The following is a 15,269-nucleotide window of genomic DNA, read 5'->3' as shown; positions in this document are numbered from 1 at the left end:
TTGAGGATCGTCCGCGCTCAAAGCCGCCTTCTTGGTCTCCTAGTAATGGGCCGGGTCGGTGACCTGCGGGGATGTTTCCTGTGGGGCGCTGACCTGGCCTTTTGGTGATTGGTGGCGATGGGGTGCGACGGTCGTTAGCGGGTGTCCTGCGGACTGTGTGCGGACTATGCCCCTGCTTCGCTGGCATTGTGGTGGCCGCCTTCGGTACCAAGGCGGCCACCACGTCTCCTACGGGATGGAGTCCAGGAAGGGACGGCCGTGCTCGTGCATCGCCTGGATGGCGTGCTCGTATTCGGCCTCGTCCTCAAGGAGGAGAGCCATGCGTGTCTTGGTGTTGTAGATGGTTCCGAGCCCGAGGTCAGATGTGATGACGACCCAGCCGTCCTCGGTCCCGTCCCATAGGTAGTTCAGGCTCTCCTGTTCGTCTGTCATGGTGTCACCCCGTGCTTCGTGAAGGTGACGACCATACCGCCGTTGCCGACCGGAATGATCTGCGACGAACGCATGGGCGATCCTGCCTTTTCGAAGGCGTCCAGGAGCCTTTTGTCTGCTGGGCTCGGGTAGGCGTAGCCCTTCGGGTGCGTGTGGTAGACGAGGATGGTGTCAGCCTGTACAGGGATCTGTACCCGATTGGAGACACCAGAGTAGAGGTAGTACTGGCCGCCCGTGCCCTTGGGGCCAGGGCCCAGCTTGTAGACCACGGCGAATTCGACGCCGTGCTTAATCGTCAGGTTTTCCAGCTCCGTCACGGAAGGACGCTTGCTGATCTGAACACCGACTGAGCCGGGCAGCCCCTCTCCCTTGCGGGCGCCATAAAGGAGACGCGTGATTGCGCCTATTTCGCCCTCGGCGGCAATGCCACTGGGGTTGACCGCGGCTCGGCGCCATCCCGTGAGACCGCCAACCCCCACCACAGCGATCTGCTTGGTGAGCTCATCTGCTGCAGCGGCATAGAGGTCGGCGAGGGCGTCACACCCCTGTTGCCGCAGCATGTACTCGGCCCGGTAGAGCCGGTAGGCGGGACGGACAGGGAGGTACTTGTCGACGAAGGCTCCAGCGCCTCCATTCTGGCCGGTGACCGCATCGTAGGCATCACCGAGGAACTCGAAGGGCGCTCTGAGGCCCTGAAGGAAACCGTCACCGAAGATCTTGAGACCCTCGCCGAGGCTGTCGACGCGCTCGTTGTTGGGGTCGTCAGGGGTCAGCCCGCTGGGGTCTGTGAGCAGGGTCGGCTGGTTGTTGGCGTAGGCGTACGCCGACACGTAGGGGTTACTGCGCGTGGGAGTCGCCGGGTCGGGGCGGTTGAAGCGGCCGGTGGTGGTGTTGTACTGGCGGGCGTGGAGGTCGAGGTTGCCGGTGGTGGTCTCGTAGCGGGCGCCCGTGTACGAGGGGGTGCTCGCGGGGGCGCCGGTGGTGACCGTGTCCGAGACACGGGTGCCGTACGGGTCGTAGGACCAGCGCTGGTACAGGGTTCCGCTGCTGTTGGTGACGTCGACCGGGGAGCCCTGGGTGTCGTGGTGGTAGTAGAAGGAGGCGCCCGAACCGGTCTTGGTGGAGGCGGGCTGGCCCAGGGGGTCGTAGCGGTAAGACTGCTTGATCGCCCAGGCGCCGTCGTACTCGGTGGCCAGGATGGGCAGCGGGGCGTTGGGGTCCCACTGCGTCCGGCTGATCACCGTTCCGGCCTGGCTGGTGGCGACCTGGTTGCCGCTGGCGTCGTGGTCGTAGGTGTAGCTGTTGCCGCCGACGGTGGCCGCGGAGATCTGTCCGGCCAGGTCGTAGGTGTAGGTGTCGGCGCCCGCCTTGGTCTGGTTGCCCTCGCTGTCGTAGGAATAGGCGGTGGTCGTGGTGCCGGTGACGGCTGAACTGAGCTGGTCGGCCGCGTCGTAGGCGTAGCTGGTGGACGTCGTGCCCAGCGTGGACGTCAGCCGGTTGCCGACCTTGTCGTAGGTGTAGGTGGTGCTTCGGCCGGACGGGCAGCCCGTGGCCCCGGGTTGCGGGAAGCAGCCTGCGGTGAGACGGCCGGTGGTGTCGTAGGTGAGATCCCAGCCACCGGTACCGACACCGGCCCGGGTGATGTCGACGTGGGTGGGCAGCCCGGCGGCGGACAGGGTCTGCGCCGTCTTGGTGACCGTGGTGCCGGACTTGGCGGAGGTGACCGCGGTCAGTCGGCCGGCCCGGTCGTAGGCGCGGTCCTCAGTCTCGGTGTTGGGCAGCGTGGAGCGGGTCAGGTTGCCCGCGGCGTCCCAGGCGTAGCTGGTAGTGACCCCGTCGGCGGTCATGGACGACGTACGCCCGTCGTTGTCGTAGGCGTAGCCGATGGTGTTGCCGTCGGAGTACTTGCGGGTCAGCATCTGGCCGGCAGCGTCGTAGGTGTAGGCGAAGCCGCGGGTCTTGGTGAGGTTGCCGACCGCGTCGTAGGCGAAGTCTTCGGAGATCTTCGAGTTGGCGCGGGTTGTCATCTGCCCGGCGGCGTCGTAGGCATACGACACGTCGGGAGTGGTGTCGGAGTAGTCAACCGCGGTGAGCAGACCGCGGGCATCGAAGGCGTAGCTGGTCGAACCCCGCGCAGTGGTCTTCTTGATCTGCTGGCCCTCGGCGTCGTACCCGTACGAGGTGACGCGGTTCAGCGGGTCGGTGACCGTGATCAGGTGGCGTGCCGCGTCATAGCCGTAGGCGGTGACGTTACCGTTGGCGTCGGCGCGATGGATGACGTTGCCGGCCAGATCGTAGGCGTAGGCTGTCTTGCCGCCGTCGGCCGCAGTGACCGAGGTGAGTTGGTCGAGCTTGTCATAGCCGTAGGTGGTGACGCGTTTGTCTGCGTCGGTGCGCTTGGTGACATTGCCGGCTGCGTCGTAGTCGGTACGCGTCACACCGCCGAGAGGGTCGGTGACCGTCAGCAGATTCCCGGCCGGGTCATAGCCGTTGGTGGTCGTGTACTGGGCCGGGTCGGCACCGGAGACGTTGCCCCGCGGGTCGACGGCAGTGGCCTGGCGTCCGTCGCCGTCGTAGGTCCAGCTCTCCTTGTAGCCCAGCGGGGAGGTGCGGCTGAGCAGGTTGCCGTCGGCGTCGTAGGCGTAACTGGTGCTCTTGCCCAGCTGGTTGGTGCTGCTGGTCAGCTGGTTGTTCTTGTCGTAGACGGACGAGACGCTGTTACTCAGGGCGTCGGTGACCTTGGTGACGTTGTCGACGGCGTCGTAGGCGTAGACGGTCGCGCTGCCCAGGGCGTCGGTGACCTTCACGGGCCGGTTCACCGCGTCGTACTCGGTGCTGACGGATGCGCCGGTCGGGCCGGTGACCTTGGTGCGGTTGCCCGCGGCGTCGTAGGCGTAGCTTGTCGTGTAGGCGGCCGGGTCGGCACCGGAGACGTTGCCGCGCGCGGAGACCGCGCTGAGCAGTCGGCCCGCCTTGTCGTAGGTCCAGGTGGTCTTGTTGCCTAGCGGGTCGGTCTCCGACGTCAGGTTGGCGTAGGCGTCGTAGGTGCGGTTGACCGACTTGCCCAGTGCGTCGGTGGTCTTGGTGAGGTTCCCGGCGTTGTCGTAGCCGTAGCTGGTGGTATTGCCCGCGGGGTCCTTTGCCGAGGTCAGCTGTTCGGCGCCGTTGTAGCCGTATGTGGTGGTGTGGCCCATGGGGTCGGCGGCCGAGCTGAGCAGGCCGCGCCCGTCGTAGGTGTACTTCGTGGTGTAGGCGGCCGGGTCCGCGCCGGAAACGTTGCCGCGCGGGTCGGTCTTGGACAGGATGCGGCCCGCGCCGTCGTAGGTGAACGTCGACTTCTCGCCGAGCGGCGTGGTGACCGAGGTCCTGTTCCCGGCCGCGTCGTAGCCGTACAAGGTGACCTTGCCGCGCGGGCTCGTCACGGTGGCCAGGGCACCCAGAGAGTTGTACGTGTACGACGTTTTCCCGCTGAGCGGATCGGTGCTCGAGGTCAGCTGGTTGGACGTGTTGTAGGTGTACGACGTCTTGTTGCCGCGCCCGTCCGTGTGGCTGAGGATGTTGCCGGCGGTGTCGTAGGTCCAGCTCTCGGAGTAGCCGAGCGACGACGGCGAACTGCGCGTGAGCATGCGCCCGGCGCTGTCGTAGGTCATCTCCGTGGTGTTGCCGCGCTGGTCGGTGATCTCGACGGGGCGCAGATAGCGGTCGTAGCTGTAGGAGACGCTCTTCCCGTACGGGTCGATGCTCTCCAGCAGCACGTTGCCGGAGTAGATGTCGCTCCAGACACCGCCGTCCGGTGCCGTGGTGTGCGACTCGCGGCTGCCATCCCAGGTGAAGGACGTGCTCTTGCTGTTCTGGTCGGTCTGGGTACTGACCCTGCCGGTGGAGTCGTAGGTGTTGCTGACCTTGCCGCCAGCGGGGTCGGTGTAGGAGGACAGCCGTTTGTTGGTGTCGTAGGCGTAGGAGGAGACCTTGCCCGCCGGGTCGGTCACGGAGGTCAGCAAGCCGCCCGTGTAGGCGTAGGAGACCGAGGTGGAGTCCGGGAGGCTCACCTTGTTGACCGTGCCGTCGGCATTCAGGGTGAAGCTCGTGGTGCGGCCTGCCGCGTCCTTGACGGAGGACAGCTTGCCGGAGGTGTACGTCAGCGTCAGGCCCTGGCCGGCGTTGTCGACGACCGACGTCAGCTGACCGGTGCTGCTGAAGGTCCGCTTGGTGTGATCCGGGGTGGTGACGGTGTAGGTGCTGGTGCCCTTGACAAGCTTGGCTGCCGAACCGGCCGGCGCGGTGTACGTGCCGTCACTGGCCTGCGTGAAGACGAACTTCGCCCCGTCGTCGGCCTGATAGGTCACCGTGCTGGTGGCGATCGTCAGCTTTGTGTCGAACGGTGTCGCCCAGCTACGCCCGAGCAGTCCGGTCGTGGCGGAGTCGGAGCGGTAGGTGCGCTCCAGGGCCACCTGCTTGCCTACGCCGACCAGTTGAGCGTCGGTGAGCTGCTCGAAGAACATGCCGGTCGCTGTGTTGACCGGGTCGGCGCGGTGGGCCTGCGCGTAGCAGGAGCAGATGCCGGCCTGAGCGCCAGGGATGTCCGGGGTGTAGAACGCCTCCACCAGCGATGAGGTGGTCCCGTTCGAACTCCACGTGCCGTCCGAGCCCTTGAGGAAGATCCAGGCGTAGTACTTCTTTCCGTCCTGGAGGTGACCACCGAGCTTGTTCGTGCTCCACCAGAAGCACTGGTCGGCTGGGTAGGAGTTGGCCGCCCACCAGCCGTAGCACCAGGCTCCGTTCTCCAGGAACTTCCCGGTCGGATCATCGGTCGCCTTGTTGACCTCCTGGTTGTAGACGATGTTGCCGCCCTCGTCCAGGACGTACATCCACAGCCCGGAGTACGACGAAGCCGTACCGGAGGAGAACTTCAGGCCCCCGCCGATCGACAGGTAAGCCGGATAGGCGGTGGCGTAGGCCGTCACCCATGCCGGGTCGGCCGTCGCGGCAGCGGCCAGGGACGTTGCGTAGCCCTCGGCGGTAGGCGACTTGGTGGAGCCTTCAGCTGCGGGGCCCTGTTGCGGGAGCTTCTTCGGGCGGCTGTGGGGCTTTGCGGACGGCTTCCCGGAGTCCTTGCTGCGAGGGTGCAGATAGCCTCGCATCGGAGACAGATCGTCCCGGTCCTGCTTGACCTGCTTACGCCGCTCGGCCAGCGTCATGGCCTTGGGGGGCTTGGGTAGATCCTCCGCTGTCCGGGCCTCGGCCGGGGCGATTGCGGCCGGGGAAGCAACGGGGTGGTCGGGGAGAGCCCAGGCGGGTACGACGCCTGCAATGGCTATCAGGGTCAGGGCCAGTAGCGTGATGAGTGGTCTTCGTGCTCGTGTGTGCACTGTGCATCCCTTGTGTGATGGGTGTGAACGGAGTGCCGTTGTGATCCTTGATCAAGAGGTGCGACGATCAATCCGTAGATCACATATGTGACCGGAATTCGGGGGGATGGTGCGGACTCGTGTGGGTCGTGGAGGGCCTGATCAAGTGGCGTGTTGAGGCGTGGTGGCGTTTCGGGATTGGCGCGAACATGACTACGGCGGCGCAGGCTAATGGTGAACTTGGCGGGCATGGCATGTGACGAACGCGGGGCCCCGGTGTGACCGGGGCCCCGCGTTCCGATGAGGGAGATCCGACTTCGGCGGTTTTGGCTACGCTGCTGTCATCAGGTGGATCTTGATGGACAAGGCGCCGAGAGCTTCCTTCATGGTCTGGTCGCGGAGGGGCCTGGGCGTAGGCGAGGCACTGCACGAGCGAAGTACCGATGTGAGGGGCGCCGTTGATCTGGTGCCACTACGGGCCCCGTTCGTCATGAACACCCGTGAGGAACTCCAGCAGGCGTTCGACGACTTCCAGAAGGGACGGCTGGGGACGATCCCCGCCGTGCATGGAATGTCGGAGGGTGGCCTGTAACGGGCCGCGGAGACGAGTACGGTACGACAAGGCCCGAAGCCGCAAGTTCGTGTTGCGGCTTCGGGCCTGTTCTCTTGGTTGCTACGGCAGCACGTAGAAGGGCGCGCCGTTCGGAGTGCGGCCTACCTGTCGTACGCATTTCTGCTCGGACAGCAGCTCAAGGCTGTCGTGGACGCGGTCGGGCGACAGACCGGTGCAGACGGAGATCTCGTCCACGCTGTAGCCCGCGCCGCCGTGCAGGAGCGCCGGGGCGAGGTGGGCGGCCACCGCGTGGACGTCCTCGGTGACGACCAGGTTCCGGGACTTCCAGTTGCTCAGGAGTTGCTGAGGCGTCAACTCCGGGGCCTCGACGGGGCGGGAGCGGTCGCCGGAGCGTCGGAGAGTCTGGGTGATGTCCCGGAGCGAGTCGATGATCGTGTTCTGCTTGTCGTCGATCCGCCGTAGCGCTTCGTCCGTCCGAGACGCGCGCTCTTCGAGCCGGACAAGTGCGTCGGCGAGTTTTTCGGGCACGGCGTACGCGGTGTGCTCGGTGGGGGCGGGTTGTACGGGGGCGGGTTCCAGGGAGTAGGAGCCGTCGCGCTGGATGGTGGCGATGACTTCGGAGGCCCAAGCCTTGAAAGGCTGGGCAGACGGTTTGGTGCAGCCGTTGACCAACCGGATCAGACCCTGGAGGTCCACGAGATTCATGTCTCGGCGCCACTCCCGACCTGCGGGAATGCTGAGACCGTGCCCTCCAGTTACGCTCTCGAGCGTCTCTCGGTTCTCTGTGGGTACATGGTCCGCCAGAGTCTTCCGGGGGTTGCTGTACCCCAGTTCCTTGAGTACGTCCGCCGCCGGGAACCAGTACTTACCGTCCGGCATCGTCAGCCTCCGCACCCGCGTCCCCGTGGCCGCGTACACGAAGTCGTTGATGTCGATCGCGTCTTTGCGCGTGTTGTTCTGCTCGTTCATTCGAGCATCACCTCCGTGTCGGAACCTAGAGACAACGGAGGTGCAACTCGCTTACAGGTAATGGATGTTCATCCGAAGCGGTGATCAGCGCTTCACGCCGGTGACGAACGCGGACCAGGCCGTCGGGCCGAAAAGCAGCGCCGGGCCGGTGGGGTTCTTGCTGTCGCGGACGGGGGTGAGGTCCGGGTGGCCGTCGGCGACCTCCACGCAGCTGCCGTTGTCGCTGCCGCTGTGGCTGGACTTGCGCCAGGCGGTGAGGGCCGACGCGTCAGGGATGTGGTGGGCGCTCATGGTTGCCGTAGTCCTCCGCCACCGACTCGATCAGATCCAGGGACGCCTCCGGCGGCAGCGCGGCGGCCCTGGTCAGATCGTATGCGTCGCGGTAACGGCGGACCAGTGACGGATCGTCGGTCAGCGAACCGGTGTGCAGCGCCTCTACATACGCCATGTCAGGTGCGTCGGTGAACCGCATCAAGCTGAGCATGCTGCTCAAGGTCGGATGGGCCCCCACGCTGAACGGGACCACCTGGACCATGATCCGGCCGGTGCGCCCCAACTCCGTGATGTGTCGGAGCTGTTCGGACATGACAGCGGGGCCGCCGACCACCGTGCGAATGACCGTTTCGTGCAGGATCACCCACACCGTCGGGCTGTCAGGAGTCTCCAGGATGCGGGCGCGCTCAAGCCGGTTGACAACCTTCTTGTCAAGGTCGGCGGTCGTGTAGTTGGGCTTGCCCACCTTGAGCACGGCCCGCGCATACCCCTCGGTCTGCAAAAGCCCCGGCACCAGCGAAACCGCGTACTCCTCGATGAACACCGCCAGTTGCTCCTGTTCCGCCGCCTCCTGGAAGTGCTCGGCGAAACGGGCCTTGGTGAGGGTCTTGCGCCAGCGGGTGAAGAAGCCGTCCGTGCCCAGGACCTGGTCCAGGCGCTGGGCGTCCGCGTGCGAGGGGGTGCGGCGGCCCGCCTCGTAGTGGGCGATCAGGGACGGTGAGCACACGATTCGCTCGGCCAGTTCGGCCTGGGTGAGACCGGCGGCCTCTCTCCTGCGGCGCAACTCGTCGCCGTACCGCTGCTCGTTGCTGAGTGGTTCCTGGTGTCCGGTCCGCCCTGTCATCCGTTCAACGCCCCTTCTTGACGGTCGCGTTGTAGAGCCGATCACTCTGTCCACGGTAGCCGCGCATCGTCACTCTGTGGATACGAACAGTGAGATCGAGCAGGTGGGAGGCGGCGGGTATGGACACCGGGGCGTTGATGGTCGACACCCGTGACGGGCGGGTCGGTGTGGTCATGGGGAGCGAAGGGCCGTATGTGCAGTTGCGGCCTCCTCGGGGCGGGGTCGAGTGGGATGTGCCCCCGGACCGGCTCCGGGAGCCGGAGCCCGGCGAGGTGCTGAGCGCCAAGGTGGCCGTCGCCAACGGGAGGTGGGGGAAGTGAGCGTGCCGCGTGCCGTCGTACGGCAGGTGCGCTGGACGCTGGAGCCGGACCGGGAGCCGGACGCCGAACCGGTCACGTACGCGATGGAGTGCGCGGTGTGAGGTGAGCGTTCGGAGTCCAGCGTGGACTTCGGGGTGCCGCAGGAGTGGGTGCTGGCGCACGGCGGGCGGAATCCGTCGCACCACAGCTATCGGGAGGTCATCGTGCGGCCCTGGCGTGCCTGGTGGAGGCCGTGAGACCGGCGATGGCTGACATCCCGTCACCTGATCGGCCGACCGCGCAGGACAATCCCCTGGGCGCGTGATCCGCTGGGTGTGTGCGACTGCTTCCCGACCCCATCCGCCGCCTCGCCGCCTGGTGTGCCGTGACGCTGCTCGTCGCCGGGGTCGTCTATGTCGGGATCCGGTTGTGTGTGGAGTTCAAGACGGCTGTCGTGCCCGTGCTGCTCGCGTTGCTCGGGACCGCGTTGCTCGGGCCGTTGTACCGGCGGATGGTGAAGGCGAGGGTCAATCGGTCCGTTGCGGCCGGGGTGACCTGTGTGGCCGTGGTCGGGGTTGTCGGCGGGGCCGTTTATATCGTGGTCGCCGCGTTGATCGACACCGGGGATCAGATCGTCGCCTCGTTGAAGGACGCGGCGAAGGGGGTTGCCGAGCATTTCGGGGCTGCTGGGACCTCTGTCGAGGATCTGGCCGTCAATGCCAAGGACCTGCTCAGCAAGTTCGGGGGAACCGCGGCCTCCGGGGTGATCAGTGGGGTCAGTGTCGTGGGCGAGGCCATGGCTATGGCTGTGCTCGCTCTGTTGCTCGTCTTCTTTTTTCTGCGGGATTCGCATCGGGCCGTCGGGGCTCTGCGGTCGCTCGTGCCGCGTGCCTCCGAGGACCTCGCCGAGGCCATCGGGCGGCGGGCGTTCGAGGCCGTCGAGGGGTTCATGCGGGGGACCACGCTCATCGCCCTCATCGACGCCACGTGCATCACCGTCGGGTTGCTCATTCTCGACGTGCCCGGGGCCGTCGGGCTCGGGGCCCTTGTTTTCGTCGGCGCCTATATCCCCTACCTGGGTGCCTTTATCTCCGGGGCCGTCGCCGTGCTGGTCGCGCTCGCCGACAAGGGGTTCGTGATCGCGCTGTGGGCGCTCGGTGTCGTGCTCGCCGTGCAGGTGCTCGAAGGGCATGTGTTGCAGCCGATGATCCAGAGCCGGACCGTGCAGATGCATCCGGCGGTCGTGATGCTCACCATCACCGCCGGGGCGTCCGTCGCCGGGGTTCTTGGGATGCTGCTGGCCGTGCCGCTTACCGCCGCCGCCTTCGGTATCGCACATGAGCTGCGGGAACGCTACGGCGATGAGGTCTCGGCCGAGGGCTCGTAGAGCTCGAACCAGATGCTCTTGCCCTCGCCGCGTGGGTCGACGCCCCAGGCGTCCGCCAGGAGTTCGATCAGCATCAGGCCTCTGCCCGAGGAGGCCAGTTCGCCGGGGCGGCGTTTGTGGGGGAGGTCGTCGCTGGTGTCGGTGACCTCTACGCGGATGCGGCGGGCGGTGTGGGGGCCGTGGACCTCGGCGAGGAGGAGGGCGTCGGCGTCGGTGTGGACCAGGACGTTTGTGAGTGTCTCCGAGAGGAGCAGGACTGCGGAGTCGATCTGGTCGGGGGAAGTCCAGTCGTGGAGGAGTTCGCGCAGTTGTTCGCGTGCCACGGCCACGCGTTCCGGTTCGGCCTGGGCGACCGTGAGCATGGTGCGGCGGATCGTCGGGATCGTGGGGGGCTGGTCGCCGCAGGCGCAGCCTGCGCCCTCGCGGTGCAGGAGCAGGACGGCTATGTCGTCCTCGCGGCGGTCGGTGAGGGGGCCGCGGGTGTGGTGGGAGGAGGGGCCGTGGACGGCCTGGACGAGGGCGTCCGCCAGTTCCTCCAGGTCGTCGTCCTTGTCCTGCTCCAGGATCGAGCGCACGCGCTGCCAGCCGGTCTCCAGGTCGTGGCCGCCGGTCTCCAGGAGGCCGTCGGTGCAGACCATGATGGTCTCGCCGGGTTCCAGGGTGAGGCGGGTCGTGGGGTAGTCGGCGTCGGGGTCGATGCCGAGGGGGAGGCCGCCCTCGGTGCGGCGCATCAGGACGGTGCCGTCGGTCATGCGGATGGCGGGCTCGGGGTGGCCGGCGCGGGCGATGTCCAGGACGCCGGTGGCGGGGTCGACCTCGACGTAGAGGCAGGTCGCGAAGCGCAGGTCGGAGGGGTCCTGGTCGTCGTATGTCATTCCGTGGAGGAAGCGGGAGGCGCGGGACAGGACCGCGTCCGGGCGGTGGCCCTCGGAGGCGTAGGCGCGTAGCGCTATGCGGAGCTGGCCCATCAGGCCTGCCGCTCGTACGTCGTGGCCCTGTACGTCGCCTATGACCAGGGCCAGGCGGCCGCTGGGGAGGGGGATCATGTCGTACCAGTCGCCGCCGACCTGGAGGCCGCCGCCGGTGGGGACGTAGCGGGCGGCCACGCGCATGCCGGGGATCTCGGGGCCCAGCTTGGGGAGCATGGAGCGCTGGAGGCCGTCGGTGAGCTCGCGGGCCGATTCGGCGGCCTCGGCGCGGGAGAGGGCCTGGGCCAGCATGCGGGCGACGGTGGTGAGGACCGAGCGTTCGTCGGGGGTGAAGGCGACCGGGTAGGTGAAGGCGGCCATCCAGGCGCCCATGGTGCGGCCGGCCACGGTGAGGGGGAGGAAGGCCCAGGACTGGCGGCCGAAGTGGGCGGCGAGGGGCCAGGTGACCGGGTAGCGGGCCTTGTACTGCTCGGGGGAGGACAGGTAGACCGCGCGGCCGGTTCTGACCACCTCGGCCGCCGGGTAGTCCGTGTCCAGGGGCATGTGGGAGAAGGGGCCCTCGTCGCCGGGCTGCTGGCCGTGGTGGCCGATGATCTTCAGGCGGTCGCCCTCGGCACCGAAGACGGCGAGGCCGTCCGGGGAGAAGCCGGGCATGGACAGGCCGGCGGCGACGCGGAGGACCTCGGCGGTGGAGCGGGCCTCCGCCAGGGCGCGGCCGGCGTCCAGGAGGAAGGCCTCCCGGGAGCGGCGCCAGTCGCCTGTGACGGTGGCGCTGCTGCGGGCCGCCGTGGTGCCGGGGGAGGGTTCGGTGACCTCTTGCAGGGTTCCGGTGACGACGTAGACGCGTTCCTCGCGGTCGTACATGGCCCGGAAGCGGCTGCGGACGACGCGGAGGACCCCGCCGCGCTCGTCCATGACCCGCAGCCGTACCTCGCCGAGGGTGTCCTCGGCGACGGAGAGCTGGATGATGCTGGTGTTCTCGTTCCAGTCGACGGGGTGGAAGCAGGCGCGTGCGCGGGCCTGGGGCAGGGTGGCGGGCTCGGCCGGCAGACCGAGGAGCCGGGAGGTCTCCGCGTCGATGGTGACCAGCCCGGCGGCGGTGTCCCAGTGCCATACGCCGGTCGCGAGGGCGGCGAGGACCTCCCCCACGGCGGGCAGGGGCTCGCCAGTGCGCATTGGACCACTGTATGAACAGCTGATCGACAGCCGCCACCGATGTCCGATGAGTTCGGCCGGTATTAATGGTGGGGAGCCGATCTTGGGGCGGCCGGTACCCTTGGGAGGTCCGGGCACCATGGCCCGTTCCTTGTCGGGGAGTGACCCTCGGCACAGCCCAAGATGTAAGGACGATGAACGACGATGCATCGGTACAGGTCCCACACCTGCGGCGAGCTCCGCGCCTCTGACGTCGGCACCGACGTCCGGCTGAGTGGCTGGCTGCACAATCGGCGCGACCTGGGCGGCATCCTCTTCATCGATCTGCGCGATCACTACGGCATCACGCAGCTCGTCGCCCGGCCGGGCACGGAGGCCTACGAGGCTCTGGACAAGGTCTCCAAGGAGTCGACGGTTCGGGTCGACGGGCGCGTTGTTTCACGTGGAACCGACAACGTGAACTCGGACCTGCCCACCGGTGAGGTCGAGGTCGAGGTCTCCGAGGTCGAGCTGCTCGGCGCGGCCGCCCCGCTGCCGTTCACGATCAACACCGAGGACGGGGTCAACGAGGAGCGGCGCCTGGAGTACCGCTTCCTCGACCTGCGCCGCGAGCGCATGCACAAGAACATCATGCTGCGGTCGTCGGTCATCGCCTCGATCCGCTCCAAGATGGTGGCCCTCGGGTTCAATGAAATGGCTACGCCGATCCTGTCGGCCACCTCTCCCGAGGGCGCGCGTGACTTCGTCGTGCCCTCGCGCCTGAACCCGGGCAAGTTCTACGCCCTCCCCCAGGCGCCGCAGCAGTTCAAGCAGCTGCTGATGATCTCGGGCTTCGACCGGTACTTCCAGATCGCGCCCTGTTTCCGTGACGAGGACGCGCGCGCGGACCGTTCGCCGGGCGAGTTCTACCAGCTCGACGTCGAGATGAGCTTCGTCGAGCAGGAGGACGTCTTCCAGCCGATCGAGAAGCTCATGACCGAGCTGTTCGAGGAGTTCGGCAACGGCCGTCATGTGACCTCGCCGTTCCCGCGGATCCCGTTCCGTGAGGCGATGCTGAAGTACGGCTCCGACAAGCCGGACCTGCGGGCCCAGCTGGAGCTCGTCGACATCACCGATGTCTTCGAGGCGAGCGAGTTCAAGGCCTTCGCCGGCAAGCACGTGCGTGCGCTGGCCGTGCCGGATGTCGCCGCCCAGCCCCGTAAGTTCTTCGACCAGCTCGGCGACTTCGCCGTCACGCTGGGCGCGAAGGGCCTGGCCTGGGTGCGGGTCGCCGAGGACGGGTCGCTCACCGGCCCGATCGCCAAGTTCCTCACCGAGGACAATGTCGCCGAGCTCACCAAGCGGCTCTCGCTGGCCGCCGGGCACGCCGTGTTCTTCGGCGCGGGCGAGTTCGACGAGGTCTCGAAGATCATGGGCGCGGTGCGGGTCGAGGCCGCCAAGCGTGCCGGGCACTTCGAGGAGAACGTCTTCCGGTTCTGCTGGATCGTCGACTTCCCGATGTACGAGAAGGACGAGGACACCGGCGCGATCGACTTCTCGCACAACCCGTTCTCGATGCCGCAGGGCGGTCTTGAGGCCCTGGAGACCCAGGACCCGCTGGACATCCTGGGCTGGCAGTACGACATCGTCTGCAACGGCGTCGAGCTGTCCTCCGGCGCGATCCGGAACCACGAGCCCGAGATCATGCTGAAGGCCTTCGAGATCGCCGGGTACGACCGGGAGACCGTCGAGGAGAAGTTCGCGGGCATGCTGCGCGCGTTCCGCTTCGGCGCCCCGCCGCACGGCGGGATCGCCCCGGGCGTCGACCGCATCGTGATGCTGCTGGCCGACGAGCCCAACATCCGCGAGACCATCGCCTTCCCGCTCAACGGCAACGCCCAGGACCTGATGATGGGCGCGCCGACGGAGCTGGAGGAGGCGCGGCTGAAGGAGCTGCACCTGTCGGTGCGCAAGCCGCAGCCGAAGTAACCGGCTTCCGTCACAAGCGGACCCGAAGGGCTCGAAACCGGCGTCGGTTTCGAGCCCTTTCGCTTGCGCCCCCTGATTCACAGCTCTTTCCGATGTTCCTGCCAGGTTTGCCACGCCTACGGTTCCTGGCCATGACGGGAACTCAAGAAACCATGACGGGCAGTCAAGAACCCGACAACAAAGGGCAGTTGACACAGCTGACGCGCCGCAAGGCGGTCGCGGTGAGCGCCGGGGCGGTCGCCGCGGTGGGGCTGGGCGGTACGGCGGCGTACGCGTCGAACGCCTTCGACCGGGAGCCCAGGAGACCGGAACCGGCGGCGGGCGAGGACTGCTATGTCCTGACCTCGGAGACCACCGAGGGTCCGTACTACATCGACGCGGACAAGATCCGCCGGGATGTCACCGAGGACAAGCCGGGAATTCCGTTCCTGCTTCGGATCAAGGTGATCGACAACGAGACCTGCCGACCGGTCCGCAACGCCGCCGTGGACATCTGGCACTGCGACGCGGTGGGCGTCTACTCCGGGTACGAGGGCATGGGCAACGGGGGCGGGGGCGGGGGCCCCGCTCCCACGGACGCGCCTACCGGTACACCGACCGGTACGCCGACCGGTACGCCTACGGACACCCCGACCGGCCCTCCCCCGGGCGGTGGTGGCGGCCATCAGGAGCCCACCGACGACACCCGTTATCTGCGGGGCACCTGGCGTACGGACCGGCACGGGGTCGTCTCCTTCAAGACGGTCTTCCCGGGCTGGTACCGGGGCCGTACGGTCCACATCCACGTCAAGGTGCATGTCAACGGCGAGTGGACGGACGCGGGTTACGAGGGCGGCAACACCTGCCACACCGGGCAGTTCTTCTTCGACGAGGAGTCGGTGCTGCTGACGACGACCGTGGAGCCGTATGCCTCCAACGCGGCGGAGCGGACCACCCTCGACGAGGACACGATCTACGACGGCAGCGGCACGGCCGGTGGGCTGCTGAAGCTGAAGTACCGCAAGGACGACATCGCCAGGGGCGTGCGCGGGGCGATCACGGTCGGCGTGGACCCCGAGGCGACCCACGACGGGCAGGACTGATCAAGGGCG

Annotated in this window: 10 protein-coding genes and 1 pseudogene; 5 read left to right on the top strand and 6 right to left on the bottom strand. The window is 67.4% G+C overall.

All coding sequences use genetic code 11. The features are described 5' to 3' along the window. Positions 1–228: 228 nt before the first annotated feature. Positions 229–432: a hypothetical protein gene (locus tag ABZ928_RS11215; protein ID WP_361517005.1), complete on the bottom strand. Its 204-nt coding sequence runs from the start codon at positions 430–432 to the stop codon at positions 229–231. Continuing rightward, positions 429–5,630, bottom strand: coding sequence for a DUF6531 domain-containing protein (locus ABZ928_RS11210; protein WP_361517003.1), 5,202 nt, complete (start codon positions 5,628–5,630; stop codon positions 429–431). Before ABZ928_RS11210 ends, ABZ928_RS11215 begins: the two co-directional genes overlap by 4 nt. Before the next feature lie 631 nt (positions 5,631–6,261). Between ABZ928_RS11210 and ABZ928_RS11205 the strand changes: the two are divergent. Further along, positions 6,262–6,372 (top strand): annotated as a pseudogene (locus ABZ928_RS11205) (pirin-like C-terminal cupin domain-containing protein); the annotation flags it as partial. An 81-nt stretch (positions 6,373–6,453) separates the two neighbouring features. Here ABZ928_RS11205 and ABZ928_RS11200 read toward each other — a convergent pair. From ABZ928_RS11200 to ABZ928_RS11190, 3 genes are all read right to left on the bottom strand, one after another. Further along, on the bottom strand, positions 6,454–7,323 hold the full coding sequence (locus ABZ928_RS11200) for a Bro-N domain-containing protein (RefSeq protein WP_361517001.1): 870 nt from the start codon (positions 7,321–7,323) through the stop codon (positions 6,454–6,456). Between the two features lie 84 nt (positions 7,324–7,407). Beyond that, entirely contained in the window at positions 7,408–7,614 is a 207-nt protein-coding gene (locus ABZ928_RS11195; protein WP_361517000.1) for a DUF397 domain-containing protein, read from the bottom strand. Next, positions 7,592–8,440, bottom strand: a complete 849-nt coding sequence (locus tag ABZ928_RS11190; protein WP_361516998.1) for a helix-turn-helix transcriptional regulator — start codon at positions 8,438–8,440, stop codon at positions 7,592–7,594. The genes ABZ928_RS11195 and ABZ928_RS11190 overlap by 23 nt, the downstream gene beginning before the upstream one ends. 119 nt (positions 8,441–8,559) lie before the next feature. On the opposite strand from ABZ928_RS11190, the gene ABZ928_RS11185 reads away from it, so the two are divergent. Together ABZ928_RS11185 and ABZ928_RS11180 are read left to right on the top strand one after the other, a co-directional pair. Further along, a complete protein-coding gene (locus tag ABZ928_RS11185) occupies positions 8,560–8,760 on the top strand; it encodes a hypothetical protein (RefSeq protein ID WP_361517646.1) in 201 nt (66 codons plus the stop codon). A gap of 316 nt (positions 8,761–9,076) precedes the next feature. Then, positions 9,077–10,126 carry an AI-2E family transporter gene (locus tag ABZ928_RS11180; RefSeq protein ID WP_361516997.1) on the top strand — a complete coding sequence of 350 codons (1,050 nt, stop codon included), beginning with the start codon at positions 9,077–9,079 and terminating at the stop codon, positions 10,124–10,126. Here the strand turns inward: ABZ928_RS11180 and ABZ928_RS11175 are convergent. Further along, the gene (locus tag ABZ928_RS11175) at positions 10,093–12,231 is read right to left on the bottom strand and encodes a SpoIIE family protein phosphatase (protein WP_361516996.1); all 2,139 of its coding nucleotides are present in this window, start codon (positions 12,229–12,231) and stop codon (positions 10,093–10,095) included. The two genes, ABZ928_RS11180 and ABZ928_RS11175, sit on opposite strands and share 34 nt — an antisense overlap. Positions 12,232–12,414: 183 nt before the next feature. Here ABZ928_RS11175 and aspS point away from each other — a divergent pair, with 183 nt between their 5' ends. Both aspS and ABZ928_RS11165 read left to right on the top strand, forming a co-directional pair. Then, on the top strand, positions 12,415–14,178 hold the full coding sequence (aspS, locus tag ABZ928_RS11170; RefSeq protein WP_361516994.1) for an aspartate--tRNA ligase: 1,764 nt from the start codon (positions 12,415–12,417) through the stop codon (positions 14,176–14,178). 152 nt (positions 14,179–14,330) lie between these two features. Beyond that, positions 14,331–15,260, top strand: coding sequence for an intradiol ring-cleavage dioxygenase (locus tag ABZ928_RS11165; protein WP_361516993.1), 930 nt, complete (start codon positions 14,331–14,333; stop codon positions 15,258–15,260). Positions 15,261–15,269: the final 9 nt, after the last annotated feature.

The organism is Streptomyces sp. NPDC046909 (assembly GCF_040644695.1).
GTDB lineage: Bacteria > Actinomycetota > Actinomycetes > Streptomycetales > Streptomycetaceae > Streptomyces.
Note: the sequence above shows the minus strand (reverse complement) of the source record. Positions and strands in the feature narration are given on the sequence as shown.

Coding starts and splice junctions, on each gene's coding strand:
- aspS (WP_361516994.1), top strand. CDS start 12,415: ATGCATCGGTACAGGTCCCACACCTGCGGCGAGCTCCGCGCCTCTGAC.
- ABZ928_RS11190 (WP_361516998.1), bottom strand. CDS start 8,440: ATGACAGGGCGGACCGGACACCAGGAACCACTCAGCAACGAGCAGCGG.
- ABZ928_RS11210 (WP_361517003.1), bottom strand. CDS start 5,630: ATGACGCTGGCCGAGCGGCGTAAGCAGGTCAAGCAGGACCGGGACGAT.
- ABZ928_RS11175 (WP_361516996.1), bottom strand. CDS start 12,231: ATGCGCACTGGCGAGCCCCTGCCCGCCGTGGGGGAGGTCCTCGCCGCC.
- ABZ928_RS11165 (WP_361516993.1), top strand. CDS start 14,331: ATGACGGGCAGTCAAGAACCCGACAACAAAGGGCAGTTGACACAGCTG.
- ABZ928_RS11215 (WP_361517005.1), bottom strand. CDS start 432: ATGACAGACGAACAGGAGAGCCTGAACTACCTATGGGACGGGACCGAG.
- ABZ928_RS11185 (WP_361517646.1), top strand. CDS start 8,560: ATGGACACCGGGGCGTTGATGGTCGACACCCGTGACGGGCGGGTCGGT.
- ABZ928_RS11200 (WP_361517001.1), bottom strand. CDS start 7,323: ATGAACGAGCAGAACAACACGCGCAAAGACGCGATCGACATCAACGAC.
- ABZ928_RS11195 (WP_361517000.1), bottom strand. CDS start 7,614: ATGAGCGCCCACCACATCCCTGACGCGTCGGCCCTCACCGCCTGGCGC.